This window comes from Nocardia sp. NPDC056541, from assembly GCF_042794235.1.
Taxonomy (GTDB): Bacteria; Actinomycetota; Actinomycetes; order Mycobacteriales; family Mycobacteriaceae; genus Nocardia.
In genome coordinates, this window is the sequence record NZ_JBHTUD010000004.1 from 228,736 (window position 1) to 253,881 (window position 25,146).

At 67.5% G+C, this 25,146-nt stretch carries 24 protein-coding genes; 10 read left to right on the top strand and 14 right to left on the bottom strand.

The genetic code is table 11. The features are described from left to right. Nucleotides 1-21: 21 nt before the first annotated feature. Nucleotides 22-483: a PaaI family thioesterase gene (locus ACFQ9R_RS08820; protein WP_378630826.1), complete on the bottom strand. Its 462-nt coding sequence runs from the start codon at nucleotides 481-483 to the stop codon at nucleotides 22-24. A gap of 89 nt (nucleotides 484-572) precedes the next feature. Here ACFQ9R_RS08820 and ACFQ9R_RS08825 point away from each other — a divergent pair, with 89 nt between their 5' ends. Beyond that, complete coding sequence (locus ACFQ9R_RS08825; RefSeq protein WP_378989766.1) at nucleotides 573-1,139, top strand: TetR/AcrR family transcriptional regulator; 567 nt, start codon at nucleotides 573-575, stop codon at nucleotides 1,137-1,139. A gap of 45 nt (nucleotides 1,140-1,184) precedes the next feature. Here ACFQ9R_RS08825 and ACFQ9R_RS08830 read toward each other — a convergent pair whose 3' ends face one another. Together ACFQ9R_RS08830 and ACFQ9R_RS08835 are read right to left on the bottom strand one after the other, a co-directional pair. Beyond that, nucleotides 1,185-2,447: a PE-PPE domain-containing protein gene (locus tag ACFQ9R_RS08830; RefSeq protein ID WP_378989767.1), complete on the bottom strand. Its 1,263-nt coding sequence runs from the start codon at nucleotides 2,445-2,447 to the stop codon at nucleotides 1,185-1,187. Nucleotides 2,448-2,601: 154 nt separating this feature from the next. Beyond that, nucleotides 2,602-3,297 carry a DUF2993 domain-containing protein gene (locus tag ACFQ9R_RS08835; protein ID WP_378989768.1) on the bottom strand — a complete coding sequence of 232 codons (696 nt, stop codon included), beginning with the start codon at nucleotides 3,295-3,297 and terminating at the stop codon, nucleotides 2,602-2,604. A 119-nt stretch (nucleotides 3,298-3,416) separates the two neighbouring features. Here ACFQ9R_RS08835 and ACFQ9R_RS08840 point away from each other — a divergent pair, with 119 nt between their 5' ends. Continuing rightward, a complete protein-coding gene (locus tag ACFQ9R_RS08840) occupies nucleotides 3,417-4,253 on the top strand; it encodes an alpha/beta fold hydrolase (RefSeq protein ID WP_378989769.1) in 837 nt (278 codons plus the stop codon). Between the two features lie 75 nt (nucleotides 4,254-4,328). Then, nucleotides 4,329-5,456 (top strand): metallophosphoesterase, encoded by a 1,128-nt coding sequence (locus tag ACFQ9R_RS08845; RefSeq protein WP_378989771.1) that lies wholly within the window; start codon nucleotides 4,329-4,331, stop codon nucleotides 5,454-5,456. 30 nt (nucleotides 5,457-5,486) lie between these two features. Here the strand turns inward: ACFQ9R_RS08845 and ACFQ9R_RS08850 are convergent, their stop codons facing one another. After that, nucleotides 5,487-6,551 carry a PQQ-dependent sugar dehydrogenase gene (locus ACFQ9R_RS08850; RefSeq protein ID WP_378989772.1) on the bottom strand — a complete coding sequence of 355 codons (1,065 nt, stop codon included), beginning with the start codon at nucleotides 6,549-6,551 and terminating at the stop codon, nucleotides 5,487-5,489. A gap of 69 nt (nucleotides 6,552-6,620) precedes the next feature. Beyond that, nucleotides 6,621-7,247 (bottom strand): winged helix-turn-helix transcriptional regulator, encoded by a 627-nt coding sequence (locus ACFQ9R_RS08855; protein WP_378989773.1) that lies wholly within the window; start codon nucleotides 7,245-7,247, stop codon nucleotides 6,621-6,623. Between the two features lie 83 nt (nucleotides 7,248-7,330). Between ACFQ9R_RS08855 and ACFQ9R_RS08860 the strand changes: the two genes are divergently transcribed. Next, the gene (locus ACFQ9R_RS08860; protein ID WP_378989774.1) at nucleotides 7,331-8,224 is read left to right on the top strand and encodes an alpha/beta fold hydrolase; all 894 of its coding nucleotides are present in this window, start codon (nucleotides 7,331-7,333) and stop codon (nucleotides 8,222-8,224) included. On the opposite strand, the gene ACFQ9R_RS08865 is transcribed toward ACFQ9R_RS08860, so the two are convergent. After that, nucleotides 8,209-8,631, bottom strand: a complete 423-nt coding sequence (locus ACFQ9R_RS08865; protein ID WP_378989775.1) for a PaaI family thioesterase — start codon at nucleotides 8,629-8,631, stop codon at nucleotides 8,209-8,211. The two genes, ACFQ9R_RS08860 and ACFQ9R_RS08865, sit on opposite strands and share 16 nt — an antisense overlap. Nucleotides 8,632-8,686: 55 nt before the next feature. On the opposite strand from ACFQ9R_RS08865, the gene ACFQ9R_RS08870 reads away from it, so the two are divergent. Together ACFQ9R_RS08870 and ACFQ9R_RS08875 are read left to right on the top strand one after the other, a co-directional pair. Further along, complete coding sequence (locus ACFQ9R_RS08870; RefSeq protein ID WP_378989777.1) at nucleotides 8,687-9,304, top strand: TetR/AcrR family transcriptional regulator; 618 nt, start codon at nucleotides 8,687-8,689, stop codon at nucleotides 9,302-9,304. Then, a complete protein-coding gene (locus ACFQ9R_RS08875) occupies nucleotides 9,294-10,010 on the top strand; it encodes an HD domain-containing protein (RefSeq protein ID WP_378989778.1) in 717 nt (238 codons plus the stop codon). Before ACFQ9R_RS08870 ends, ACFQ9R_RS08875 begins: the two co-directional genes overlap by 11 nt. 39 nt (nucleotides 10,011-10,049) lie before the next feature. Here the strand turns inward: ACFQ9R_RS08875 and ACFQ9R_RS08880 are convergent, their stop codons facing one another. After that, nucleotides 10,050-11,510, bottom strand: coding sequence for a phospholipase D-like domain-containing protein (locus ACFQ9R_RS08880; protein ID WP_378989779.1), 1,461 nt, complete (start codon nucleotides 11,508-11,510; stop codon nucleotides 10,050-10,052). Nucleotides 11,511-11,562: 52 nt separating this feature from the next. After that, nucleotides 11,563-12,666 carry an alanine dehydrogenase gene (ald, locus tag ACFQ9R_RS08885; protein ID WP_378989780.1) on the bottom strand — a complete coding sequence of 368 codons (1,104 nt, stop codon included), beginning with the start codon at nucleotides 12,664-12,666 and terminating at the stop codon, nucleotides 11,563-11,565. A 120-nt stretch (nucleotides 12,667-12,786) separates the two neighbouring features. Between ald and ACFQ9R_RS08890 the strand changes: the two genes are divergently transcribed. The 3 genes from ACFQ9R_RS08890 to ACFQ9R_RS08900 all read left to right on the top strand — a co-directional run bounded on the left by ACFQ9R_RS08890 (nucleotide 12,787) and on the right by ACFQ9R_RS08900 (nucleotide 15,551). After that, entirely contained in the window at nucleotides 12,787-13,299 is a 513-nt protein-coding gene (locus tag ACFQ9R_RS08890) for an Lrp/AsnC family transcriptional regulator (RefSeq protein ID WP_378989781.1), read from the top strand. Between the two features lie 60 nt (nucleotides 13,300-13,359). Beyond that, on the top strand, nucleotides 13,360-14,637 hold the full coding sequence (locus ACFQ9R_RS08895) for an MFS transporter (protein ID WP_378989783.1): 1,278 nt from the start codon (nucleotides 13,360-13,362) through the stop codon (nucleotides 14,635-14,637). Between the two features lie 98 nt (nucleotides 14,638-14,735). Beyond that, on the top strand, nucleotides 14,736-15,551 hold the full coding sequence (locus ACFQ9R_RS08900) for a cyclase family protein (protein ID WP_378989784.1): 816 nt from the start codon (nucleotides 14,736-14,738) through the stop codon (nucleotides 15,549-15,551). Between the two features lie 6 nt (nucleotides 15,552-15,557). Here the strand turns inward: ACFQ9R_RS08900 and ACFQ9R_RS08905 are convergent, their stop codons facing one another. Further along, the gene (locus tag ACFQ9R_RS08905; RefSeq protein ID WP_378989785.1) at nucleotides 15,558-17,111 is read right to left on the bottom strand and encodes an FAD-binding oxidoreductase; all 1,554 of its coding nucleotides are present in this window, start codon (nucleotides 17,109-17,111) and stop codon (nucleotides 15,558-15,560) included. Nucleotides 17,112-17,235: 124 nt separating this feature from the next. Then, complete coding sequence (locus ACFQ9R_RS08910; protein WP_378989786.1) at nucleotides 17,236-18,027, bottom strand: GTP pyrophosphokinase family protein; 792 nt, start codon at nucleotides 18,025-18,027, stop codon at nucleotides 17,236-17,238. A 254-nt stretch (nucleotides 18,028-18,281) separates the two neighbouring features. On the opposite strand from ACFQ9R_RS08910, the gene ACFQ9R_RS08915 reads away from it, so the two are divergent. Beyond that, on the top strand, nucleotides 18,282-20,342 hold the full coding sequence (locus ACFQ9R_RS08915) for an AMP-binding protein (RefSeq protein ID WP_378989787.1): 2,061 nt from the start codon (nucleotides 18,282-18,284) through the stop codon (nucleotides 20,340-20,342). A 31-nt stretch (nucleotides 20,343-20,373) separates the two neighbouring features. Here the strand turns inward: ACFQ9R_RS08915 and ACFQ9R_RS08920 are convergent, their stop codons facing one another. The 4 genes from ACFQ9R_RS08920 to ACFQ9R_RS08935 all read right to left on the bottom strand — a co-directional run bounded on the left by ACFQ9R_RS08920 (nucleotide 20,374) and on the right by ACFQ9R_RS08935 (nucleotide 25,134). Next, the gene (locus ACFQ9R_RS08920; RefSeq protein ID WP_378989789.1) at nucleotides 20,374-21,243 is read right to left on the bottom strand and encodes an alpha/beta hydrolase family esterase; all 870 of its coding nucleotides are present in this window, start codon (nucleotides 21,241-21,243) and stop codon (nucleotides 20,374-20,376) included. Between the two features lie 113 nt (nucleotides 21,244-21,356). Then, entirely contained in the window at nucleotides 21,357-22,463 is a 1,107-nt protein-coding gene (locus tag ACFQ9R_RS08925; RefSeq protein ID WP_378989791.1) for a PDR/VanB family oxidoreductase, read from the bottom strand. Next, a complete protein-coding gene (locus tag ACFQ9R_RS08930) occupies nucleotides 22,460-23,359 on the bottom strand; it encodes a metal-dependent hydrolase (RefSeq protein WP_378989793.1) in 900 nt (299 codons plus the stop codon). Before ACFQ9R_RS08930 ends, ACFQ9R_RS08925 begins: the two co-directional genes overlap by 4 nt. Next, nucleotides 23,356-25,134 carry an amidohydrolase family protein gene (locus ACFQ9R_RS08935; protein WP_378990012.1) on the bottom strand — a complete coding sequence of 593 codons (1,779 nt, stop codon included), beginning with the start codon at nucleotides 25,132-25,134 and terminating at the stop codon, nucleotides 23,356-23,358. Before ACFQ9R_RS08935 ends, ACFQ9R_RS08930 begins: the two co-directional genes overlap by 4 nt. Nucleotides 25,135-25,146: the final 12 nt, after the last annotated feature.

Here is a 25,146-nt window from a genome sequence, read left to right on the forward strand (position 1 = left end):
CGGGGTTCGCCCCGGCTGAGGTCAGCGATGAATGATGCAGGTGGTGGTGGCGTGGGCGACGAGTTTGCCTGCCTCGTCGAACACCTTGCCTTCGGCTGTGGCCGTGGTGCGGCCGACATGCAACGTCGTGCCGGTGCCGATGAGGCGGCGCCCGTCGGTCGGGACAGATCGGATGTAGTTGACCTTCAGCTCCAGCGTGCCGTATCCGACCCCGGCATCCAGTGCGGAATGAACCGCGCAACCCATCACGGAGTCCAGCAGGGTCGCGCAGATACCGCCGTGGGTGGTGCCGAGTGGGTTGGCGAAATCGGGCCGCGTGACGAGGCTGAACGACACCCGCCCGAACTCGAGTTCCTCGACCGTCATGCCGAGCAGCGTGCCGATTCCGGCTCGATCGGGCATCGCGGTCGCCGCGCGCAGCAGTTCGAGTCCGCTCATGGTGGCGAAATCCGGGGTTTCGGGGTTGTGCGTTGCGGTAGTCATCGTGCCCTCTCTGTGGATAGACCAATCGTTCTATCGTCGACGACGATACCGTAGGATGAACTGATCGGTCTATTGCGGAAGGGTTGCCGATGAACACAGTGGCGGGGCCACGAGAACGCCTCATCCGCAGCGCGATAATCATGATGCGGGAACACGGAGTCGCCGCGACCGGGCTGACCGAGCTCCTCGCCCACAGCAAGACCGCCCGAGGCTCGATATACCTGCACTTCCCCGGCGGCAAGAACGAACTCATGGAGCAGGCGACCCTGCATGCCGGGCAGCAGATCAGTGCGACGATCGACGCGCTGGTCGCTGCGTCGTCGTCACCGGCGCAGGTCGTTCTCGGACTGGTGGAACTCTGGAAGCGGGTACTCGACACGTCGTCGTTCACCGCAGGCTGCCCGATCGTGGCCGCCGCGCAGAGCGGCGCCGACTCGCCGGCCGTGCAAGCGGCGTCGGCCACTGTCTTCGCCGACTGGACCCGCCGACTGGCTGATTTGCTGATCTCGACGGGCATGGACTCCGCCGCGGCAGCGTCGGTCGGTAGCGTCATCGTCAGCACGATCCAAGGCGCGATCATTCGAGGTCGCAGCGAGAAATCTCTTCAGCCGCTCGACGACGCGGGGATCAACCTCGTCAAACTTCTCGAACTCTGAAAGTTCGCCGCACACCCGATCGGCGTCGACCTGAGACCGGTGGCGCTAGCCCGTCGGTGTGAAGAGAGCGCGGACGAGAGGCGTCGCAGGGTTCGGAGGTAGCAGATCCTCGGCATTGGCCAGTACCGATTCCAGCGGCAGCGTTCGGTCGGCGTGGTGTGCCGGGTTCTCCATCACCGCGTCGGCGTCGGCGATGCCCTGCTCGATGGCGAGCCGAAGATCGGCCGGCAGCTGAGCGGTCTTCTCCGGGTTCACCGGCTGGTCGAACCGCAGTGGCGTAGGCGTCGAGTAGTCCGCGCGGTCGTATCCCGTTTCGATCAGTACCCGCAGTGCGGGCTCCATCAGGGCGGCCGCGGGTTCTGTCACCGCCGAGTGGTCGGTGTGTTTCCCGAGTGCACGCAGCGGATACAGCAGCGGCAGCGTTCCCTGCGGGTTGGGCAGCGAAATGTAGGTCGTATCGCCGTGGTGCTGGCAGTTCCCGGGATGCGCGGCGCAGTTCTGTTGCGCGATGTAGTCGGAGCGGTCCGGGTATCCGTAGACGGCCGCGCCCGCCTTGGGTTGGCTGCCCGCGCCGTTGCCCTTGGGTTGCAGATACGACGGATGGATCAGGACAGTGCCCAGCACGGCATTCGCGTCGGCGAGCACATTGAGTGGATACGCCGGAAAGTCCGAGATGCCGTCGTACTGCATCGCGATATCCGTTGTCCGGATGCCGGTATCGGTGGGGGTGGGTGGGCCGAAGCTGATATCGGCGATCGGGAGACGACCGAAACGCACCGGCCGTTCGATGATCCCCCCGTTGGGCCGGTTCGGATTCGCGATGAGTACGAACGACAGGCGGTCCTTGTCCGTCTGCGACAGTTCGGCCGAGGCAGCCTTCTCCGCGCTGGCCACTGTCGCGCCCTGTGAGTATCCGAAGATGACAACGGTGGCGCCCGGATTCGAATCCATGACTCGCGTCGCGATCGCGTCGAGGTTCGCCACACCGTCGGCCACCGAGGTGTCCCATTTCGCCGACGACGCGTCCGGGCCTTTCGACGAGATGACCGGCCACAGCGCCGCGTCATACGGGACGGGAACGAAGGCGACGCCGGGACACTCGTTGTCGGTGCAGCCGCGAGCGCCGGGATCGATGAAGTTCTGGTACGCGTTGCTTTCGAAGTTGTGCGCCACCGCGGGGTCGCTGGTACCGGTTCCCGGAACGATCAGCGCCGTCGTCGCCAAGGCCACCGTGCCGAAAGCCTGTGCCTTGATCCAACTCACGCCCAGCGCCGCCAGCACTGCCACGGACGCGCTGTCGCGGATCATCGACCGCCGTCGACGGTCACCACCGAATCCGGTCGCGACGGGCGGTGTATCGGCAACTCGCGCTCTCGACGCCTGCATCATTGACTATCCCTTCGATGGGAGGAAGTGCGAGGTCAGGGCAATTCTGGCGGACCGTGCTACCGGGCAAGGAGTGTTACGGAAGATCGTCGAAACGCACGTCGTGGGCTACGGCGGTCGCGTGTAGACCGTCGGCGCCCGGTTGGATGGCGGTCAGGCGGGCACCGAGCGGCAATGCTTGCAGCGGCACGACGAAGGTCAGCGATTGGCGCAGCAATGCCAGGGAGATCGTCGGTCCGCCTGCCGCCGCCTGGACCGAGACCGGGGTGACCTCGATGCCCGCCTCGGTCGGTGCGACGGTGACGAAAACCGTCGCGGGCACCGAGATCCCCGCCACCGAGAACGACCCGGTGGCGCGCAGCCCTTGCGGACTGTCGGAGATCGACTCCACGCCCGCCGGCGCGAAACCCAGCACGACGTCGTAGGGGACCACCGCGGTCGCGGTCGCGGTAGCCGCGACAAGTTCGGACGTGCGGTTGTTGATCAGGTCGCCCAGCGGTGCGGAGACGTCGGTCAGCGCGACGTCGAGATCGTGGACGGAAATGTTGTGCCCACTCCAGTCGCCGATCCTGATGTCGATGTCGGAATAGGTACCGGCGACCGCCTGGGTCAGGAACGGAAACCCGGCGATCTCGACATCCGGTCGCTCCGCCAGGTTGTACTCGGCGGCAACCTGGCGTCCGATCTCGTTCTGCGCCACCACAACTGCGACCCGATCGCCCACAACCAGCCCGATCGCCAGCACAACGATCAGGATCAGCAGGGCACGCATACATTCACCATCTCGGCCATCCCCCCATCATGCTGTGGATCGCGGCCGAATGCTGCCCTCGACCCGCCAGATATTCCTCTACCGTGGGTGGTTGCGGCGTTCACCGAAGGAGAGCCGAGTTGCTGAGCCCGTGGGATGGCCGACCGACATTCGTGTTCGTGCACGGCGCGCACGGCAACGCCGGATACTGGACACCTCTCCTGCGTGAACTCGGACTGTGTGGACACAGAGCGATCGCCGTCGACCTCCCGGGCCACGGCGCCGACGCCTACTTCCCGATGTCCTACCAGGCCCCGCAGGACCTCGCCGCATTCACGGAACTGCCGGCGCCGACGGCTGCGGTGACACTGCAGGACAACGTTTCTCACGTCGAAGCCATCGTTCGCAGAGCCAGGGTGTTCGGGCCGGTCGTGCTCGTGGGGACCAGCGGTGGAGGCGCCACGATCAGCGCTGTCGGCAACGCGATTCCCGAGGCGCTCGCCCGCGTCGTCTACATCTCCGCCTGGTGCTGCGTCGAACTCCCCAGCGTGGCCGCCTATCTGGCAACCCTCGGCCACCACGACGTCGCCACCGTGCCGGTCAACTGGCGTACGGCTCACCCGGACACACTGACGGCGCTCAAGGACGGTCTGATGGCCGACGCCACGGACGAGCAATTCCGCGCCTGCCTGAACCTGCTGGAACCGGCGGATTCCCCCTCTGTACTGACCGCCGATTCGCGCGTGCACGCCAGCACCTGGGGAACGATCCCACGCACCTACATCCGGCTGTCCAGGGACCGGGCGATCCCACCCGAAATGCAGGACAAGATGATCGCTGAAGCCGACGCCCTCACACCCGGCAATCCTTTCGACGTCCACACGGTCGACACCAGCCACATGGGGATTCGCCTGCACCCCACCGCGATAGCGGACATCCTCGACCGCCTCACGAGTTCGGATGACCGTGCCGGCTGATGCGACGACCTGAACTGAAATGATCTGGGGTGGCGTGCTGCCCGGACGGGGTGGCCCTGGGTGGAACGGGACTTCGTGAGCTCCGCTGTAGTGCTGATAGTGATCGTGTTGGTTGCGGCGGTGATGTTCGCGGTGCCGTGGTGGGTGCTGGTTGCCGCGCCGACCGGGCGCAGTGGGTTGCGGTATCGGGTCGGGACCGGGGTCTGCGTTGCCGGCTTCGTCGGTCTGCCTGTCGCCATGTTCTTCGGGCACGGTCCGCCGCAGTTCGACCCGGCGGCGATTGCCGGTGACGTGCTGCTCGGGGTGTTGTGGGTGGTGTTCGTCTGGTCGGTGATCGGGTCGGTTGTCCGGGGTGTGCTGCGTGTTGCCGGGGTCACCGGGATGCGCGTTACCCAAGGGGTGGCTCTGGGTGTGGTGGTGGTGTCGGCGGTGCTCACGGGGTACGGGGTGTACGAGGCGCGGCGGGTGCCGCAGGTTCGGACCGTCGACATCGCGATCCCGGGCTTGGCCGAGGGGCTCGACGGGCTGCGGGTCGTGGTGCTCACCGATACTCACTTCGCCGCGATCGACCGGGAGGGATGGTCGCGAGAAGTCGTCGACGTGGTGAATGCGCAGCGGCCCGACATCGTGGGGCTGGCCGGGGATCTCGTCGACGGTTCGGTGGAGCAGCGCCGCGATCAGGTCGCCCCGCTCGCCGACGTCGAAGCGCCGCTCGGCCGGTTCTACATCACCGGCAATCACGAGTACCTCGACGACGCCCAGAGCTGGATCGACTACATGGCCGGCATCGGCTGGCAGCCGCTGCACAACGCGCACCGGACCATCGACCGCGACGGTGACCGGTTGGTTGTCGCCGGTATCGACGACCCCACCGCCGATGTGCCCGGACACGGTCCCGACCTGCCCGCCGCGCTCGCGGGCACCGACCCCGCCGCACCGGTCGTCCTGCTGGCCCACCAGCCCGCACAGGTCACCGACAGTGCCGCGGCCGGGGTGGAACTGCAGATCTCCGGGCACACCCACGGCGGTCAGATCTGGCCGTTCCACTATCTGGTCCGACTCGATCAGCCGGTCGTCTCCGGCCTGAGCAGGCACGCGAACACCCAGCTCTACACCAGCCGCGGCACCGGCTACTGGGGGCCGCCGATGCGGGTGTTCGCACCGAGTGAGATCACCGTGCTGGTGCTGCATCCCCAGCAGTGAACGCCTGCGGCACAAGATGTTTCGCCGCGTTCAGGTGCCGAGTCCGAGCCGGACGATGCGGTCGTCCCTGTCGGTGGGATCACCGCGGCCGTCGGTGTTGTTCGTCAGCAGCCACAGGGACCCGTCCGGCGCGACGGCGACATCGCGAAGGCGTCCGTACTCGCCGACGAGGAGCTCGGTCGAGTGGGCGAGGTCGTCGAGCGGGATTCGGCGCAGTCGCTCACCGCGCAGATTCGCGAGGTAGACGAACCCGTCGACAGTCGTCATCCCGCTCGGGCTGGCCTCAAACGGTTTCCACTGCTGCACAGGGTCGATGAAGCCCGCCCGCCCCGCGATGCCTTCGACCTCGGGCCACCCGTAATTTCCGCCGGGTTGGATGAGATTGAGTTCGTCCCAGGTGTTCTGGCCGAATTCGCTGGCGAGCATCCGCCCGTCCGGCGCCCAGGTGATGCCCTGCGGGTTCCGGTGGCCGTAGCTGTAGACGAGTGATTCCGGCAGAGGGTTGTCGGCGGGTGCCCGCCCGTCCGGTGTCATGCGCAGGATCTTTCCGCCGAGGGACGCGCGATCCTGGGCCGTTCGGCGATTACCCGCGTCGCCGACGGTGGCATACAGCATTCCGTCGGGTCCGAAGGCGATCCGGCCGCCGTTGTGATTGGTGGCGGCGGGTAGGCCGGTGAGAATCGTTGTGCCGCTGCCCAGTCCGAGGTTGCCGGGCTGCCCGGTGAGGTCGAATCGTTCGATGCGATTGTCGTCGGCGGTGGTGTAGTAGGCGAACAGGTGCCCCTCGCGCACCGCGATGCCGAGCAGACCGCCCTCGCCGGACGGCTCGACGTCCTCGATGACCCCCACCTCGTATTGTGTTCCGTCGGTACCGATTTCGAGGATGCGGGCGCTGTCACGTTCGCTCACCAGTGCGGTCGAGCCGTGGAAGGCGATCGACCACGGGGCGTCGAGCTCCTCGGTGACGGTGGTGTCGGGGCCGGACGCGCCGGTCCGGGTGGTTGCCTGCTCGGCCCGCTCGCTGGGGGCGCAGCCGCACAGCAGAGCGATGGCCGAGCCGAACGCCACGAGACACGCTCTGGTGCGGAACTCCATGTCTTCGAGACTAAACCCGCCGTTCGATCGCTCACCAGGTGTGGCGAGCGCCTGAAACCGGTGACCGCGTCAGGCGAAGACAGCGCGCGCAACGGACTCGTCGCCATCGATCGCGACCAACCCGAGCGCGAGGGCATCGCTGAGAGTGATCGCGCCGGCGGCGAGGCCGAGGATGTAGCCGGGGTCAGCGCGGACAGTGGCGTCGAGTGCGCGGCCGTCGTGCGCGCCGACCTCGAAGCCCGAGCGCGACGCGCGGAGCTGGAAGAGTGAGTCGCCGATCTCGAGACCGACTGTCGCCGACGGACGAACCTCGATACGGGCGTCGAGCAAGGCGGGGACGGCGAGGGCGAGCCATCCGGGGCGGAAGGCGTCACCGTCGGCGGGACCACGAACCATCAACGGTGTGGACCAGCGAATCAGGCTCTCGATCGGTCGGCGCAGCTCGGCACCCCACGGCGTCAGGGCGTACTCGACCACGCTGCCCTCGCCGGTCAGTCGCCGCTCGACCACACCCGAGGCCTCGAGGTCGCGAAGCCGGTCGGCGAGCAGGTTGGTCGCGATGCCGGGCAGGCCCTCGATCAGGTCCCGGTAGCGAGCGGGGGCAAGGAGAAGCTCGCGGACGATGAGCAGGTTCCACCGGTCACCGACGACTTCGAGGGATCGGGCGAGCCCGCAGTACTGACCGTAGCTACGCATCGTTTCCTACCATCGCTTGATCTTCTCAAGTGCACGTGAGATCCTCAAGTATACCCTGATGCCGAGCCCTGAGGGGGGCCACCATGGTCGACACCACCAAGCGCGTGCGGCCCGGTTGGGTCGACGACGAACTGTTCCCGTTCGAGAGTCGATTCGTCGAGATCGACGGGCACACCGTGCACTACGTCGACGAGGGATCAGGCCCCACTCTGCTGCTCCTGCACGGCAATCCGACCTGGTCGTTCCTGTGGCGCGACGTGATCGGTGCACTGCGCGCCGACTTCCGTTGCGTCGCACTCGACTACCCGGGATTCGGGCTGTCCTCGCCGCGGCCCGGCTACCGCTTCCTGCCCGAGGAACACGCAGCGGTGGTCACCGGGTTCGTCGACGCGCTCGGCCTCGAGGGAGTCACCTTGGTCGGGCAGGATTGGGGCGGCATGATCGGCCTGGCGGTCGCGCAGCGGCGGCCGGGCGTCTTCGATCGGCTGGTTCTCGCCAACACGTGGGCCTGGCCGGTCAACGGGGTCCTCCACTTCGAGGCCTTCGGTCGCATCATCGGCGGCCCCGCGATCCGCTTCCTGGTCCGGCGGCTCAACCTCCTCGTGAACGGGTTCATTCCCACCGGCCATCGACGGCGAAAGCCGACCGCAGCCGAAATGACGCACTACCGTCAGGCGCTCGGCACCCCTGAGCGGCGCCAAGCCAGCGCCGTGCTTCCCGGCCGGGTTCTCGCGAGCCGGGACTTCTTCGCCGAGGTCGAGGCCGGGCTCGGCGACGTCGCTCAGCTGCCGACGCTGATCGTGTGGGGCGATGCCGACATCGCCTTCCGTGCGCAGGAGCGCGAGCGTCTGGAAGCGACGTTCACCGACCACAAGACGGTGATCGTCGAGGGTGCGGGCACCTACGTCGAGTCCGACGCACCCGAGGAGTTCGTCGCCGCGATCCGCGACTGGACGGCGATTCAGCCCACTTTGTAAGTGCCGCCGCCCGCCGCGATCAACCGACCGTCATCGGTGGCGACGATGTCGACCCGGCAGGTGCTGAGCTGGCGGCCCGCGCGCAGGCGGGTGCCGATGATGTCGATGCTTTCGGCGCGGGCGGGCTGGATGAAGTCGATCGACATCGAGACGGTGACGCCGCGCAGCTGCTCGGGCAGGCGCGCGCCTGCCCAGGACGCGGCCATGATGCCGATATCGATGCAGCTCGCGAGGGCGCCGCCGTGAACCATGTCGCCGACCGTGACGAGTTCGTCCCGGAACGGCATGCGCAGGCGGGCCCGGCCTTCGTCGATGTCGATGAGCTCGATGCCCATGTGCTGGACGAAAGGGGATTGGGGCAGGAACAGCGACATTGCTTCGCTGCCGGTGCGGGGGGAGGTGATCATCGAGACTCCTATCGGAAGTTGACTACGATATCGGAATTAGACTACGGTATTTCGTATGACGTTGGAACCCCCGACAGACCGACGAAAACGCCGGACACACACCGCCGTTCTCGATGCCGCGCAGATCCTGTTCCAGCGAGAGGGCTACCGCGGCACCACCATCGACATGCTCGCCGGTGAGGCCGACGTCGCGGTCAGTTCGATCTACGCCAACTTCCGTGCGGGCAAGGCCGATGTGTACGCCGCGCTGGCGTGGCGCATCGCGACCCGCCATGCGGAGGCGATGTCCGCACCGACCGGCGACGAGCCGATTCCGCGCGACGAAGTGGCCGCCGTCTTCGACCGCTACGTCACGTTCCATCGGGAGAACCCGCTCGCGCTGCGCATTCTGGCGCTGACCGACGTCGATATCAGCGAATCCGAACTGGCGGCGAAAGCCAAGACGCAGATCGACGGTGTGCTGGGCGGGTTGGTCGAATCCTTCGCCGCCGCAGTGCGGCGCGGGGGATGCGATGTCGACGCCCGTGCGCTGGTGCTGGTTTCGTGGGCCGCGGTGAACGGTGCCTACTCGTTGTTCCAGCGACGGATGGTCGACCGATCGACCCTGGATGTCATGCTCGGTATCGCCCGAGCCGATCTACTTTCCCATGTGGGCGGCCCCGATGAAGCGTGACGGCGAGCTCAGCCGACGGCAGCAGATCCGTACTGTGAGTGCGGCATCGGTCGCGCAGGCCACGGCCCTGCCCCATCTCGTTCGCGGGCTGCGTCGCGGCGGCGACGTTCCGGGGTGGCCTGCCCCGGTACCGCCGGATTCGCGGCTGTGTCGCTCCGCGCTCGACGAGGCGACGGAAGTGCTCACTCCGGCGCTGCTCGCGCACAGTCTGCGATGCTGGGAATTCGGTACGGCCTTGGCGCAAGTGGACGATCTCGCGCCCGATCCTGAGGCGCTCTACCTCGCGTGCGTCCTGCACGATGTCGGAGTGGGTGCGCCCGACGATGCGACGACGGGGTGTTTCGCCCTGCTCGGCGCCAACCGGGCTCGCGCGTTCGTCACCGACCGGGGCGCTACCCCCGAGCTGGGCCAGTGCGTCCATACCGCCATCGCCCGGCACATGGATCCGCGTACTCCGCGCGAAGACGGCGCCGAAGCGAGGTTGCTGCACGACGCCGCCCACCTGGACGTCGTCGGGCTGCGCGCCCACCACCTCGATCCCGGTCAGATCGCCGAAATCCACGCCCGCCACGGACGCGACGGATTCAGTAGGGAGTTCGCCGCCGCGATGCGCCACGAAGCGCGCGTCCGCCCACGCTCGACAGCGGCGACACTGTGGTGGGCGGGAATGCCGATCGCCATCGCGCTGAATCCCCTCGATCGCTGACGGCGGTCGAGGGGGTAGGCAGCGATCAGGAAAACCGAATCAGTCGGTGCGGACACCCCGGGCCGGAAACAGGCTGTCCCACAGTCGCGTCGGGGTTCGCTCGGGATCCATCAAGTCGTTCTCGGCCAGGGGACTGTCTTCGTTCTCGACGGTCGCCGGCTCGAATCGTTTCAGGGTCCGGCCGTCGCCGCGCAGTGCCTCGACGGTGCACACCAGCGAGGATGTCTCGGCGAGCGTGGCGTCGAACTTCGCGGGTTCGGCGTCGAGATGTTCGCACAGCAGCGTGCGCCGGATGCCGAGGATGGTCTCGCGCAGTTGCTCACCGTCTGCGGTGGCAGGGGTGACCTCGACGGCCAGATCGCATTCGGTGTCGAATCCCATCGAACGGTTGTTGAGATTCGACGATCCCACCCGCAGCAAGCGGTCGTCCATCACCAACACCTTGGCATGGACATAGATGGGCGCACCGGCGGCGGTGACGGGATAGTAGACGCCGAGCCGATTCTCGGTGTCGGCCTTCCACAGCAGGTGCAGCAGGCGGCGGCGGGCTCCATCCATGGCCTGTTGCTCGAGCCAGCCGTCGGCGTTGCGGGGCAGTACCAGCACGACCTCCGGGCCGTTGCGCTCGCGCAGGCGGGTCGCGATCGCCTCTGCGAGCGTGCGCGAGGCGAGGTACTGGCTTTCGATGTAGAGCGACCTGGTGGCGCCCGCGATCGCCGCCAGATACAGCGCCTCGATCTCGCGAACTTCGGCGCGGTCGGCGAGTTCGGGCAGCGTCCGCGCGATACCGACATCGACCGACCGCATCGTCGGTTCCAGGCCCTGCGGCCACGGAGTGTCCCCGGCGATCTCGCCGAGCGGGTCCAGTTCCCGGCCGGTGGCCGCTTTCCATCTGGCACGAGCCAGCTCGCCGATGGCTTTCGCCGCGTCCCCGTCGACGGCGGTGGTCGCGTCGTGCCAGGGACCGTAGCGGTTGCCGTTCGGCGCGGTCCGGAAACCGTTGTCGTCGCGGTGGTCGCTGGTGTCCCAGCGATCGACAGTCATGTCGATGCCGCCGCAGAACGCGAGCCGGTCATCGATCACCACGATCTTTTGATGATGTGCCGACCCGATCGGGTGCGCGGCGTCCATCTCGAAGTGCAGCCGACGGTCGGTCAGCCAGTTGACGACGAAGATCGGTGTCATCCCGCGGCTCATCGCGGTGAACGCGCCGATGTTCCATTTCAGCAGATAGATCTCGAGGTCCGGGCGATGCCGCGGCAGCCAGGACAGGAATTTGCCCAGCCGCTCTGGTCCTTCGAGGGTCTTGCCGTGTGGTTCGAATTTGATCCGGGTGTCGAAATCCCAGCCGATCAGCACGATGCGCTTGCGGGCTTGCAACATCGCCGACTTGGCATGGCGGAAGTAGTCCGCCGCGTCGACGATGCATGCCAGCCGGTCCGCCTCGGCGATCTGCCAGCAGGTTTCGCCGGGAGAAAGGATCGGTTGCTCGTCGCGCATGGGTAGTCAGTTCTTTCGTCCGTCCGGCCACCCGTCCCCGCAGGTGAACGATTCACACTACTGCGTGGACCCCCAGGTCGTGGGCCGCGGCGACCGCGGCGTTGGTGAGGTTGCCCGCATGGGTGTTCAGGCCCAGCGCGAGACCGGGATCTTCGGCGCAGGCGCGTTCCCAACCCTTGTCGGCCAAGGCCACCACGTAGGGCAGGGTGGCGTTGGTGAGTGCGTAGGTCGAGGTGTGCGGTACCGAGCCCGGCATGTTCGCCACGCAATAGAACGTCGTTTCGTGGACCGGATAGGTCGGCTCCGCGTGGGTGGTGGGGTGGGTGTCTTCGAAGCAGCCGCCCTGATCGACCGCGATATCGACCAGCACCGAACCCGGCTTCATCTGCGCGACGAGGTCGTTGCTCACCAGTTTCGGGGCGGCGGCGCCGGGGATCAGCACAGCGCCGATCACCATGTCCGCCGCGCGGACCTGCTCGGCGATCGCCAGCTTCGACGACGCCAGGCCGCGCACACGGTTGTTGTAGCGCCAGAACGACATCCGCAACTTGTCGAGATCGGTGTCGAGCAGGGTCACGTCCGCGCCCATACCCAAGGCGATGTTGGCCGCGTTCTGGCCCGCGACGCCCGCCCCGATGATGACCACCTTGGCCTGGTCGACACCGCCGACACCGCCGAGCAGCACTCCGCGACCACCGTAGGGCTTCATCAACGCGTGCGCGCCGACCTGCGGCGCCAGACAGCCCGCGACCTCCGACATCGGATACAGCAACGGCAGCGCCCCGGACGGCAGTTGCACGGTCTCGTAGGCGATGGCCGTAACCCGGTGCGCCAGTAGCTGTTCGGTCAACGGCCGATCCGCGGCCAGATGCAGGTAGGTGAACAGGGCGAGTCCTGCGCGCAAGCGGTGATACTCCTGGGCGACTGGCTCTTTGACCTTCAACACCAGGTCCGCCCCGGCCCAGACGTCGTCGGCCGCGGTGAGGATCTGTGCTCCGGCCGCGAGGTATTCGGAGTCGGGAATCGACGATCCCACCCCGGCCCCGGCTTCGATGATCACGTGGTGACCGTTCGACACCAGTTCGTGCACGCCGATCGGTGTGATCGCCACACGAAACTCGTTGTTCTTGACTTCCTTGGGGACACCGATGCGCATGGAAGCTCCTCCTCGAGGATGTTCGGGTTCTGACACGAGCATCAGCGATAACCACAGCAATCAGCGATAAACTCTGCACAATCAGCGGAATCAGGCGTCTCAGCTGAGTATCCTGCGGTGATGGCGTCGCGACAGCAACCCCGACCGCGCCCCGTGCAGCCGTTCCGGGGGTCGCCGTCGAGCCTGGACGACATCGACCGCCAGCTGCTCGCCGAACTCGCCGAGGACGCGCGCGTACCCAACAACGTCCTGGCCGCCCGGGTGGGCATCGCCGCGTCGACCTGTTCGCTGCGGCTGCGCAGGCTCCGCGAACTCGGTGCGATCCGCGGCTTCTACACCGACATCGCCCCGGAGGCGCTGGGGCTGCCCCTGCAGGCGATGATCTCGGTCCAGGTCCAGCCGGCGGCGCGGGCGCGAATCGGTGAACTCAGCGCCAAGCTCGCCGCGCTGCCGGGTGTGGTGAATGTGTACTTCCTCGCCGGGACGGTCGACTTCTTGATCCAGGTGTCGGCGGCCTCACCGGACGCGTTGCGCGAGTTCGTCACCCAGGAGCTCAGCGCGACCCGCGAATTCGCCTCGACCGAGACGAGCTTGGTCTTCGAACACATTCGCAGCCCACCGCCCACCCGCTGAGATCGGATCACGCCGAGCCTGTGCACTGTGCCCGCGTGGACTCTCTGCGACGATGTGCCCATGAGCACCACCACCCGACCGGGTGTGATCACGGCATGCACGCTGGTTCTGTTGTCGTCGCTGTACTTCGCGCAGGGGCTGCCGTTCGGCTTCTTCACCCAGGCGCTGCCGGTGGTGTTGCGCGAATCGGGCTATTCGCTGGTGGCGATCAGTGCCTCGGGGGTGCTGTTCCTGCCGTGGGCGCTGAAGTTTCTCTGGGCGCCCTACGTCGATCGCTACGGCACCCGGCGCACCTGGCTGCTGGTGTTGCAACTGCTGTCGGCCGCGGTCGCGCTGGTGCTGGCCTGCCTGGATCTGTCGTCCTCGCTGCGATGGTTGTTCGCGGGCATCGTGGTGGTGAATCTGCTGTCGGCAACCCAGGATGTGGCGACCGACGGTGTGGCCGTGCGATTACTCGGGCCGCGAGAGCGTGGGCTGGGCAACGGGATCCAGGTCGGTGCCTATCGCATCGGGATGATCGTCGGTGGTGGCGCCCTGCTGTGGTTGTTCGCACTGGCCGGGTGGCGGGCACTGTTCCTGGCCATGGCGGCATTGATCGTGCTCACCACGGTGCCGGTATGGCTGATGCGCGAGCGGGTCGCGGACCGGCTGCCGGCACCGAAGCCCGCGCGGTTGCTCGGCGCCTGGTGGACCCGATTGCGCCGCCCCGGCATGCTGGCCTTCATCGCGTTGATCGGCGCCTTCAAATTCGGTGACTCGATGGCCGCGGCGCTCACCGGTCCCTTCCTGTCCGACGCCGGACTCGGCCTCAGCGAGATCGCGCTGATCAAAGGCGTCCTGTCCTCGGCGGGTGCGCTGGCGGGCGCGGCCATGGGCGGCTGGCTGGCCTACCGCTACGGCCGTCGGCAGGCGCTGCTGATCGGCGGTGTCACCCAGACCGCGAGCATTGCGCTGTATCTGGTCGCGTCCCTCGGCCTCGGTGGCTTCGAACTTCTGGTCGCGGCAAGCCTGGCCGAACACATCTTCGGCGGTGCCGCCACCGTCGCCGTCTTCGCGCTCATGATGGACGCGTCCGAATCCGAGCACGCGGGCAGCGACTACACCCTGCTCGCCTGCGCGATCGTCGTCGTCCAAGGCATCGCCGGGATGGCCGCGGGTCTCATCGGCGACCTGGCCGGATATCCCACACTCTTCGCCACCGGTCTCATCCTCTCCGGACTCGGTTGCGCCGCGATGATTCTCGGCCTGTCGCGGGGTCTCGGTCCCACCGGCCTGCACCGAGCCCTCGTGCCGACGGACAGTCCACGACACGACGGCGACCGCAGCGCCGTCCGGTAGCCCGGCGAACGCGGTCCACCTGGTCGACCGGAAATCCCGGCCTTGCCATCGACGCCGATCAGAGGCCGTACCGGGCTCGCTCGGCTATCTTGAGTCCGATGTGCTCGCCGGAGATCGTTCGTCTCGCCCACGAGAGTGCGCCGCAGCCGAGTCGGCGGGCGGTGTTCGGTCTCGCGGGCCTCACCGCATTGGCCGCGGTGGCGCCCGCCCCTGCGGTCGCCGCGCCGCGCTCCGGCGTCGTCGACCTCACCCACACGCTCACGCCGCAACTGCCGGTGTGGCCGGGTAATCCGCCGATGGCCATGGTCCCGGTGGCCTGGCACGCGGCGGGTGGGTTCGGGCAGTTCGCGCTCAGGTACTGGGAGCACACGGGAACCCATCTCGACGCGCCCGCGCATCGGATCCCCGGCGCCACGACCACCGATGTCCTCGCTGTCGAGGACCTCGTCGCGCCGCTCGTCGTCCTCGATATCAGCGCCAAAGCCGCCGTCGACGTCGACGCGGTGGTGACCATCGCCGATATCGACAGCTGGCGATCACGGCACGGTGACATCCCCGAGCGGGCCTTCGTCGCGATGTATTCCGGCTGGGAACATCGCCTCGACCGACCGTCGACCTTCCTCAATCTCGACGAGCGCGGCACACCACACGCGCCGGGATTCTCCGCCGAGGCCGCGCGATACCTCGTCGCGCACTGCGGAATCGTCGGCGCCGGAGTCGACACGCTCAGCCTGGATTGCGGTGCCGATCCCGAATACGGTGCGCACACAGCCTTTCTCGGCGCGGGGCGCTACGGGGTGGAGATGCTCGCCAATCTCGCCACGGTCCCGGCGACGGGCGCGACGATCGTCGTCGGCGCACCGAACCACGCGGGCGGCACAGGCGGACCGTGCCGGGTGCTCGCCCTCACCTGACCACCGTCACCAGTCCGGTCGACCGATCGACAGTCGGTGCCGGAAAATGTTTCCCGGATCCGCGGCCGCCTTGACTCGGAGCAGTCGCCGATAGTTGTCGCCGTAATAGAAGGCGTGCCACGGCAGACCGGAGGTGTTCCATTCGGCATCGGCCAGATCCGGGTCCGGGTAGTTGATGTAACTGCCGCCGTAGGCCTTGTTCGGCACCGGAACACCACCGGTTTCGGCGTGGACGTCGCGATACATCTCGCGCGCCCAGCGCACATACCGGTCGTCATCCGACGGCAGCCGCCACGATGCGTGGATCAGCATCTTCATGAACGAATCCCGGGCCGGCATCGCCGTCGCGTCGCCGGCGACGGCATTGATCGCGCCGCCGAACGGCAGGAATTCGAGCTGGGACTCACCGAGGAAACGGAGATCGGTGATGGAGCGGTAGAAGATTCGGAGTTGATCGGCCGAGTACGCCGTGCGCAGATAGGCGGCTTTGACCTTGACGCGCGTGGTGTTCACGCCCTTCGCGTAATACACCTGGTTCACAGTGTCGGCGTAGGACAGCTGGGCGAGCGGGGTGAGAATGGGCGGCGGGAACACGCCGTCGCTCACCGTGGCGACGAATTCGTCGAAACGGGTTCGCGCGTGCGGTGTTCCGGCATCGAGCAGGATCAGCATCTCGGCCGCGCCGGTGCCGGTCGTCCGGATCATCAGCGGCGCGTAGAGACCGGCGAAGTCATTGCCGGGGGCGCTGTGGCGTTCGAAGAACCCGAGATAGTTGGTGAGTAACCGGACGAACGAATCCTCGGTCGTGATCGGCAGGATCAGTCGCGCGTTGAGCATGCTGCCCGGCGGCTTCGGTAGCGCGTGTGCCGGGTCCGCGCCGTCTGATTCGGGCGACCGGAGCAGATACCGGGTCACCACACCGAAATTGCCGCCGCCGCCACCGGTATGCGCCCACCACAGATCGCGGTCTGGGCCATCGCCGGTCGCGACCACGATGTTCGCCGTGCCGTCGGCATCGACGGTGACGACTTCCACCCCGGCCAGGTGATCGGCCACGAGTCCGAAGCGCCGCGACAACGGGCCATAGCCACCACCGCAGACGTGACCGCCCATCCCGACGCCGAGACAGATCCCACCCGGCACGGTGACGCCCCAGCGGTGCAGGGCGTTGTAGACGGTGCCGATGTCGGCGCCGGCGTCGACGGAGAACGCGCGGTGCCGCTCGTCCCAGAACACCGCGTTCAGCCGGCCGAGGTCGATGATCGAACGGGTCCGGTCGTCGTCGACGAAATCATCGAAGCAATGTCCGCCCGAGCGCGCCGCGATCGGCGAGCCCTCGGCCACCGCCCCGGCCACCGCGCGACGAACCTCCTCGGCGCTGGAAGGCACGAAGATCTTCGCGGGTCGAGCCACGAAGCGCCGGTTGTAGCCGCGCGCGGCCAGCGACTGGAACTCGCTCGTGCCGAGCACCGGCTCCTCGGCGCGGCTCACGGGCACACCCAGCGCGGCCGCTGTGCCACCGGCCGCGGCCGCGGCGATCAACTGTCGACGGGAGAGCACCACCGGGTTCCTTTCGCGCCGTGTTCGAGGATCTGCTCGGACAGTAGCGGAATCGCCAGGGCGTGGACGCCAGAAATGCGGCGTGGTCGCAGTGGTTGTGAGGTCGATATCGAAGCCGGTGGCGTCAGGTCGGCGGATCGCTGGGGCGCAGGTAGACGGGGTGGCCACCGGTGAGGCTGTTGTACAGCACGCTGAGGTCGAGGGAATCCGTGGTCGGCTTCGTCTTCGGGGGTGCGCTCCGGTCGACCTGGCGGTGGAGCGCTTCCATCTTCTCGTCGAGCTGGGTGGCGACCTCGGCGGCCTGGGCCAGGTCGGTGCGCAGGTTCGGCGGGACCTCGCCGCGGTACTTGTAGTAGATCTTGTGCTCGAGGCTGGCCCAGAAGTCCATCGCGATCGTGCGGATCTGGATCTCGACCGGAATCAGCTCGGTGCGGTCGGAGCGGAACACCGGGATCGACACGATCAGGTGCATGCTCTGGTAGCCGTTCGGCTTGCGGTGGGTGATGTAGTCGCGCTCCTCGAGGACCGTGATGTCTTCCTGACCGGCCAGCATGTCCCGGATCGTGCCGATATCGGAGATGAAGCTGCACACCACCCTGACCCCGGCGATATCGAGCACGTTCTCGCGGATCGCCGCCAGATTCATCGCGTAGTTCTTGCGACGGACCTTCTCGAGAACACTCTCGGGCGACTTGAGCCGCGACCCCACATGCTCGATCGGGTTGTACTCGTGGGTGTTGTTGAAGTCCTCCCGCAAGATGTTGATCTTGGTCGTCACCTCGTCGATCGCGAACTTGTAGCCGAGCATGAAGTCGACGAACTGCTCCCTGAGGATCCGCAGGTCATCGATGCCGACGTGGCCTCCGTCGCCGAGCGGGCCGTCATCGGAGCTGGGGTCGCGCTGCCACTGTTTCATCGTCCTCCATTGTGCCGTCCTTCCCGCGAACACCTGGACCAGTGCGTGCGGCATCACGTTGGCACCTCTCACAGCTGCTGGGTGATCCGGTTCGTTCGGTGACCAGAATCCGTAGATATTTCGTTTGCCCACGGGCGGGCAGGCCGATGATGACTTCTGGTGCAGTGCCTGACGACGGGCACCGTCACGGCACGGGGGCCGAGGCGAGCAGGCACTACCCGGCAATGTGGCCGGGCTGAGGAAAGCGCGCAGCAATGCCCAGTGATGTCGTCGATGTGTCCGTGGAGTTCTCCATCCCACGCCGGGCTCTGTGGGATGTGTTGCTCGAACCGCAGAGTTATCCGCGGCTGTGGGCCGGGATCGGGGGGTGCGATCGGCTGCTCCAGCCGGACGGGAGCACCGTGTGGGAGGTCAGAATCGGGGACCGGGCCGTGGGCGTGCGGCGAACGGGGCTGGCACTGACCATCGGTCGCTGGTACGAGAGTTTCGAACTGCACAACCCCGAATCGGGCAGTTTCGCCCTGGTCCGGCTCACCGGCGACGAGCAGCGCACCCGGGTGAGCGTGACCGTCTTCGCGGCGCCGCGGCTGCACCCGACGCTCGCGGGGGTGACGAACTCGGTGATCATCGGGTGGGTCAAGGACGGGCTGCGGCGCGCGGCCGATGTCGTGGGTGGCGCACGGACCTCGGTGGTGGCCAATGGCAACCGGGCACCGATCCGGCGCAAGTCCGAAATCGTGCGCTGGTGGGTGCAGTCGGGCCAGGTGTCGCCGCCGCTGACCTCGGCCAGGCAGCTGCGCTCGCTGTACCGGTGGGGATTCAATCTGGCGGGCGGCTACGCCGCAGGCGCCGCGCACAGCCCGGACCAGGTCGCGCTCGTCGACGACACCAGCACCGCCACCTTCGCCGAAACCGACAAGCGGACCACCGCGTTGGCGGGTGCGATGTACGAGGTCGGGCTGCGTGCGGGCGACGCGGTGGGGCTACTGGCCGGAAATCATTGCGGCATGGTCGAATCGATGGTCGCGGCGGGCAAGCTCGGGGTCGACGTCGCGCTGCTGAACTCGGGACTGTCGGGGCGGCGGATCGAGGACATCGTGCAGCGGCACCGGCTCTCGGCGTTGTTCGTCGACACCGATCTGGCGCATCTGGTGCAGTACCTGCACACCGATCTGCCGCGCTTCTTCACCGACGACGCGCCCGCCGACCCGACCCGGATCACGATCGAAGACCTCATCGCGGTCCGCCACACGAAGTTCCCCGTCCCGACGGTGCCCGGACGTCAGATCGTGCTCACCTCGGGCACCAGCGGCACCCCGAAGGGAGCGCGGCGCCCGCACCCGAAGGGTTTCGACACGTTGGTCGCGCTGCTGTCGCTGATTCCGATCCACGCCGGCAGCACCATGATGATCCCGGCGCCGCTGTTCCACACCTGGGGGCTCTCCGCGCTGCAATTGAGCACCGCGGTGCGAGCCACAGTGGTGCTGACCCAGGGCTTCGACGCCGAGGAATGCCTGCGCCGCGTCGCCGAACACGGGGTGCACACGCTCATCGCGGTGCCCACGATGGTGCAACGCCTCGTCGACCTGCCCGAGCAGGTGCGACAGCGGTACGACCTGAGCAGCCTGCGGCATGTGATCAGCTGTGGCGCGCCGCTCGCGGCGGTCACCGTCGACCGGTTCCTCGACGACTACGGCGACGTCCTCTACAACCTCTACGGGTCCACGGAGGTCTCCTGGGCCAGCGTGGCCGGGCCCGACGACCTGCGCGCCGCACCGACGACGGCCGGACGCCCGCCGCTGGGCACCAAGATCGCCATCCTCGATGCCGAGCACAAGGCGGTGCCGGTCGGTGTGGTGGGGCGGATCTTCGTCGGCAATCACATGCTGTTCGACGGTTATGTCAGCGATTCCCCGCCCGAGGAATCCGACGGCATGATGGACACCGGTGACCTCGGCTACCTCGATGCCGAGGGCAGGCTGTTCGTGGCGGGCCGCGACGACGAGATGATCATCTCGGGCGGTGAGAACGTCTTCCCGCGCCCGGTGGAGGAGGCGCTGGCGCACCTGCCGCAGGTCACCGATGTCGCGGTGGTCGGCGTGCCGGATCGCGAATTCGGGCAGCGTCTGGCCGCGTTCCTCGTCAAGCACGAAGGCTCCGGGCTCGACCCTGACATGGTGCGCACTTACGTCCGAAACCGCCTCAGCCGCTTCTCTGTTCCGCGCGACGTCACCTTCCTCAACGCGCTGCCGCGCGGTGAGACCGGCAAGGTGCTCAAGCGCTTGCTGGTCGATCCGGAGGGGCTGGCCGGTTGAGCCGCCACGGCCTGCCCCTCCGTCGGGGTCGCTACGGGCGTGGGTTGGCCTGGAACAACTGCCACATCCGGTTCAGCATCTCGGTGCGCCGCGTGCCTGTCGGCCAGGAATGGCTGCCGCCGTTGTAGACCCGCCACAGCACTTCGGTGCCGGATTCGCAATCCCAGTGCCGGGAGTCCTTGACGTCGGTGCCGCCGTCGGGCTGCTCGTTCTGGCACGGACGGTTTTCCCAGCTCCAGTACATGACGTGGCTGTAGGCGATGGGTTCGATGACGGTGGTGTCGTTCGCCGAGGCGAACACGCCCCACGAGACCGCGCGCGCGGGATCGCATCCGGTCGGTGGTGGCGCCGGTGCGTACACCGCGCCGGACGCGAAGACCTCGGGCGCGGTGCAGGCCGCGCGCGAAGCCATCTGACCACCGTTGGAATGACCGGTCAGATGGATGCGGTTCGGCGCCGCACAGTATTTCGTGCTGACCTCGGTCACGACCTTCTTGATGTGGGTCACGTCGGCCGCGTCGGCGTTCCAGCCCCAACCGGGCGTGCCGTCCGGCTTGTTCTCGGTCTTGATGCCACGCGGGTAGACGACGATGAACTTGTGCTGATCGGCCAGGGCGTTCCAGCCCGACACCGCCTCGATTCCTTCGGGTCGGTCGTAGCCACCGTGGATGGCGACAACCAGCGGCGCACCGGCGGATACCCCCGCGGGTACGTGGACGCGGTAATACCGGCCGTCGAACGGGACATTGTCGGGGACCGGCGTCGTCGAACATCCGGTGGCCGGGCTTTCGAGAACCGCGTTGTCGGCGGAACCGGGCGCGGCCGCCGGCACCGCGAGTAGTAGGGCTGCGCAGGACGCGCCGAAGAGCGCGGCCAGGCGTTTCGTCAGAGAGGACGCCACGGAAACTCCTTGTGTGCGAACAGAATTGCACGTCGCACACTACGCGTACAGTGATGTTCTTCGATGCCGATTCACGGACACAGGCGGAGTCCGGCGCACCGGGCCACTCGGGCTCAGAGGTCGAGGACCAGGCGTTTTCCCGCGCAGCGCGAGACGCAGGCCAGGGTGACGCCCGCGGCGTGTTCCTCGGGGGTCAGCGCGCCGTCGCGGTGGTCGGGGGAGCCGTCGGTGACGTGGACGACGCAGGTGCGGCAGAAGCCCTGGCGACACGAGTAGGGCTGGTCGGGGCGGACCGCGAGCAGTGCGTCGAGCATGGTCTGGTCGGCGGCGACGGGCACGACCTCACCGGTGCTCGCCAACTCCACCTCGAACGCGGTGCCGTCGACAACCGGTGCGGGAGAGAACCGTTCGGAGTGGAACTCGATGCCCGGCATCGTGCGCACTGCGGCGACGAGGGCGGCCGTCATCGGGGTGGGCCCACAGCAGTAGATCGCCGTGTCGTGATCGACACCGTCGAGAAGGTCTGTGGCACCAGGTGTTCCGTGCTCGTCGTCGGTTCGCACCACGACGCGTCCGGAGAGTTCGGCGAGCTGGTCGAGGAACGGCAGGGTGTCGCGGCTTCGCCCACAATAGACCAGCGTCCAGTCGATGCCGAGCCGGTCGGCGGCGCGCGCCATCGCCAGGATCGGGGTGATGCCGATACCACCCGCCACGAAGTGCAGGCGTTTCGCCGAAGAACCACGCCCGGGCGGCGCGAACGGGAACGCGTTGCGCGGTCCGCGGACCACGACCTCGGTACCGACCGGCAGCTCGTCGTGGACCTCGATCGACCCGCCACCGCCCTGCGGAATGCGGCGCACCGCGATGCGGTACTCGCCGGTTTCGGCCGGGTCGCCGCACAGCGAGTACTGCCGCAAACGCCCGGACGGGAGTTCGATGTCGATGTGCGCGCCCGGTGCCCACCGGGGCAGCGCAGCACCGTCGGGGGCGCGCAGGCCCAGATCGACGACGGCCTGGTCCTGTGCCACCAGCACCCGGTCGGTGACGACCACCGGGAAGCGGGCGTCGTCGGCCCTGGTGAGGATCGGTCGGCGATTGATCAACGTCGACCAGCGAACTCGCAGGTTGGCCACGGTGTCGATCACCTTGGTGGTCGGATCGTGATCGTGCTTGCCGTACAGGTCCGGCGGGATCGCCTCGGGCGCGGGATACACGGTCACTGTGCCGCCGCCCTGGCCGCCGGGGACTTGGCGAGGTAGGCGATCGCCTGCTCGGTGGAGCCGACATTCGCCGGGTCGTAGCGCGGATCGAAGGTGGACCCGGCGCTGATCAGCAGCGCCGGAATACCCGGCAGCGCACCGCGCCACATCGCCCCGAGGATCTTCCAGATCAGCGTGGGGTAGCCCATCTTCGGTAGTTCGGGATCCTGATTGACCAGGAACTTGGTGCCGCGCACGAGCAGACTGAGCAGGATCGGGATGACGATCAGCATCATCGCCGCACGGCGCAGGTAGCCCGCGCCGAAGTAGATCGCGACATCGTGGGCGACACTGCGGTGTTCGACCTCCTCGGCGCCGTGCCAGCGGAACAGGTCGAGCACACGCGGTTCGGCGCCGTGTTTTTCCAGGTCGGCGTTGAGAATCCAGTCGCCGAGCCAGGCGAAGAAATGCTCGAGGCTGGCGATGAACGCCAACCGCTCGACCAGCCGGGTCTGCGCCTGTTGCGGGCTGCCCTCGCGCGCGCCGAGGGAGTTACGGAACACGTACTCCATCTGGCGGGTGTAGGGCGCGGTGTCGATGTGGTGGGCCGTGAACACCTGGTCGAGGACCTTGGCATGGGTTTCGGCGTGCATCGACTCCTGACCGATGAATCCGAGCATGGCCTCGCGCACCTTGGCATCGCGCACGTAGGGCAGCGCGTCGCGGTAGGTGGCGCAGAACATCCGCTCGCCCTCGGGCAGCAGCAGGTTCAGCGAGTTCACCACGTGCGAGGCGATGGGCTCGGACGGCATCCAGTGCAGGGGCGCCGAGGTCCAGTCGAACTTCACATTGCGTGCCTGCAGCGCCACATCAGGTGCGCGCACGGTCCTGGCCGTGCGACGGAACGGGAGTTTCATCGGGTCTCCTGTGCGAGGGGAGCGGAGTTGTCGTGGCCGGCGCGCAGGAACCGCCCGGTTCCCCAGTCCGCGCCGATGCCGGGCGCTACTTCGCCCGCGCCGAAAACCCGGCGGCCGTTGACGACGGTGGCCACGACGGCGCGGTCGTTGCGGTTGACCATCCGGTCGAGGCCGAATTCGGGCAGCGGAGCTTCGTGGAGCTGATGTACCTGCTCGTCGAGCCCGGCCGGATCGATGACCACCAGGTCGGCTCGACCGCCTTCGCGCAGGTGACCGGCGTCGATCTGATACCAGTCGGCGAGCTCGCCGGTGAGGCGGTGGACGGCACGTTCCACGCTCAGGAACGGCGTGCCGGCTTCCTGCGCCCGCAGCACCCTTTCGAGCAACCGCAGCGGGAAGTTGTAGAACGACATGTTGCGCAGGTGCGCCCCGGCGTCGCCGAAGCCCATCTGCACGCCGGGGCTGGCGGCGAGCTTGTTCAGGTACTCGGGGCGATCGTTGGCGATCGTGGTGCGCCAGCGCAGCGCCGGACCGTACTCGACCACCATGTCGAGGTAGGCGTCGACGGGGTGCAGCCCGCGGTCCTTGCCGACCTGCCCGATCGACTTGCCGACCACCGATTCGTCAGGGCAGGCGATGATCTCGGCATCGAAGAAGTTGCGGTGCCAGATGCGCGGGGTGAACTTGTTGTCGTACTGCTTGCGGAACCAGCGACGGTAGGGCTCGCTCTGGAGCAGCTCGTTGCGTTCGACCTGGTCTTTCAGATGCAGGGCCGCGGCACCGGCGCCGAACTCCTCGAACACCACCAGGTCGATGCCGTCGGCGTAGACGGTGAACGGCACGGGCAGGTGCTGCCAGCGGAAGTCGGTGCGCGCGAAGCGATTCAGCAGCGGCGCGGCGTAGAGCATGAACCACACCAGCGGCGGGTAGGCCTTGGAATCGGCGGCCGAGAGCAGCGAGGTGCGCAGCTTGGGCCGGCCGATGCCGGCGCTGCCGACGAAGAACTTGGCGATGTTGGGGTTGAAGCCGACCGTGGGGGCGCTCTGCAGCACCCGATCGCGCCGACGCAGCACCTTGTTGAGCGCGCGCACCTCTTTGCCGCGGGTGTAGGTAGACGGCAACGACCGCGACCGGTATTCCTCGCCATCGATCTTGTCGAGCTTGTTCGTCATCGACGACAAACCGAGGAAGCCGGCGTCGACCGCCGCGTCGAGCAGGCTGGTCATCTGCTCGATTTCGGCGGCGGTGGGCTTGGTGTCGCGGGTGACCGCTCGCCCGAGCCCGAGCACGTGCGTGCGCAGATCGGAGTGACCGAGGAACGCCGCCACATTGGGGCCGAGGGGCAGCGAATCGAGTGCCTTCGCGTACTCGGCCGGGTCCGACCAGGTGCGGTGCTTGTCGAGGGCGCCCTGAACAGCGTCGCGCGGCACGGCTTCGACGCGGCTGAACAGGTCGGCGCAGTCGGCGTTGGAGGCCAGGACGGTCGAGAGCGAGCAGTTGCCGACGACGACCGTGGTGACGCCGTGGCGCAGCGACTCCGACAGTTCGGGCTTGAGCAGCATCTCGGCGTCGTAGTGGGTGTGCACGTCGACGAAGCCGGGCAGCACCCACTTACCCGCGGCCTCGATCACCTCGGTGTCGGTGCCGATCGGTAGCGCGGTCGCGGAGACGGCCTCGACGATGCCGTCACGGATGCCGATATTGCGCCGGGCGGCGGGGGCGCCGGTGCCGTCGAACCAGAGACCGTCGGTAATGACGATGTCGAAGTCGAGCATGTGCTTTTCTCT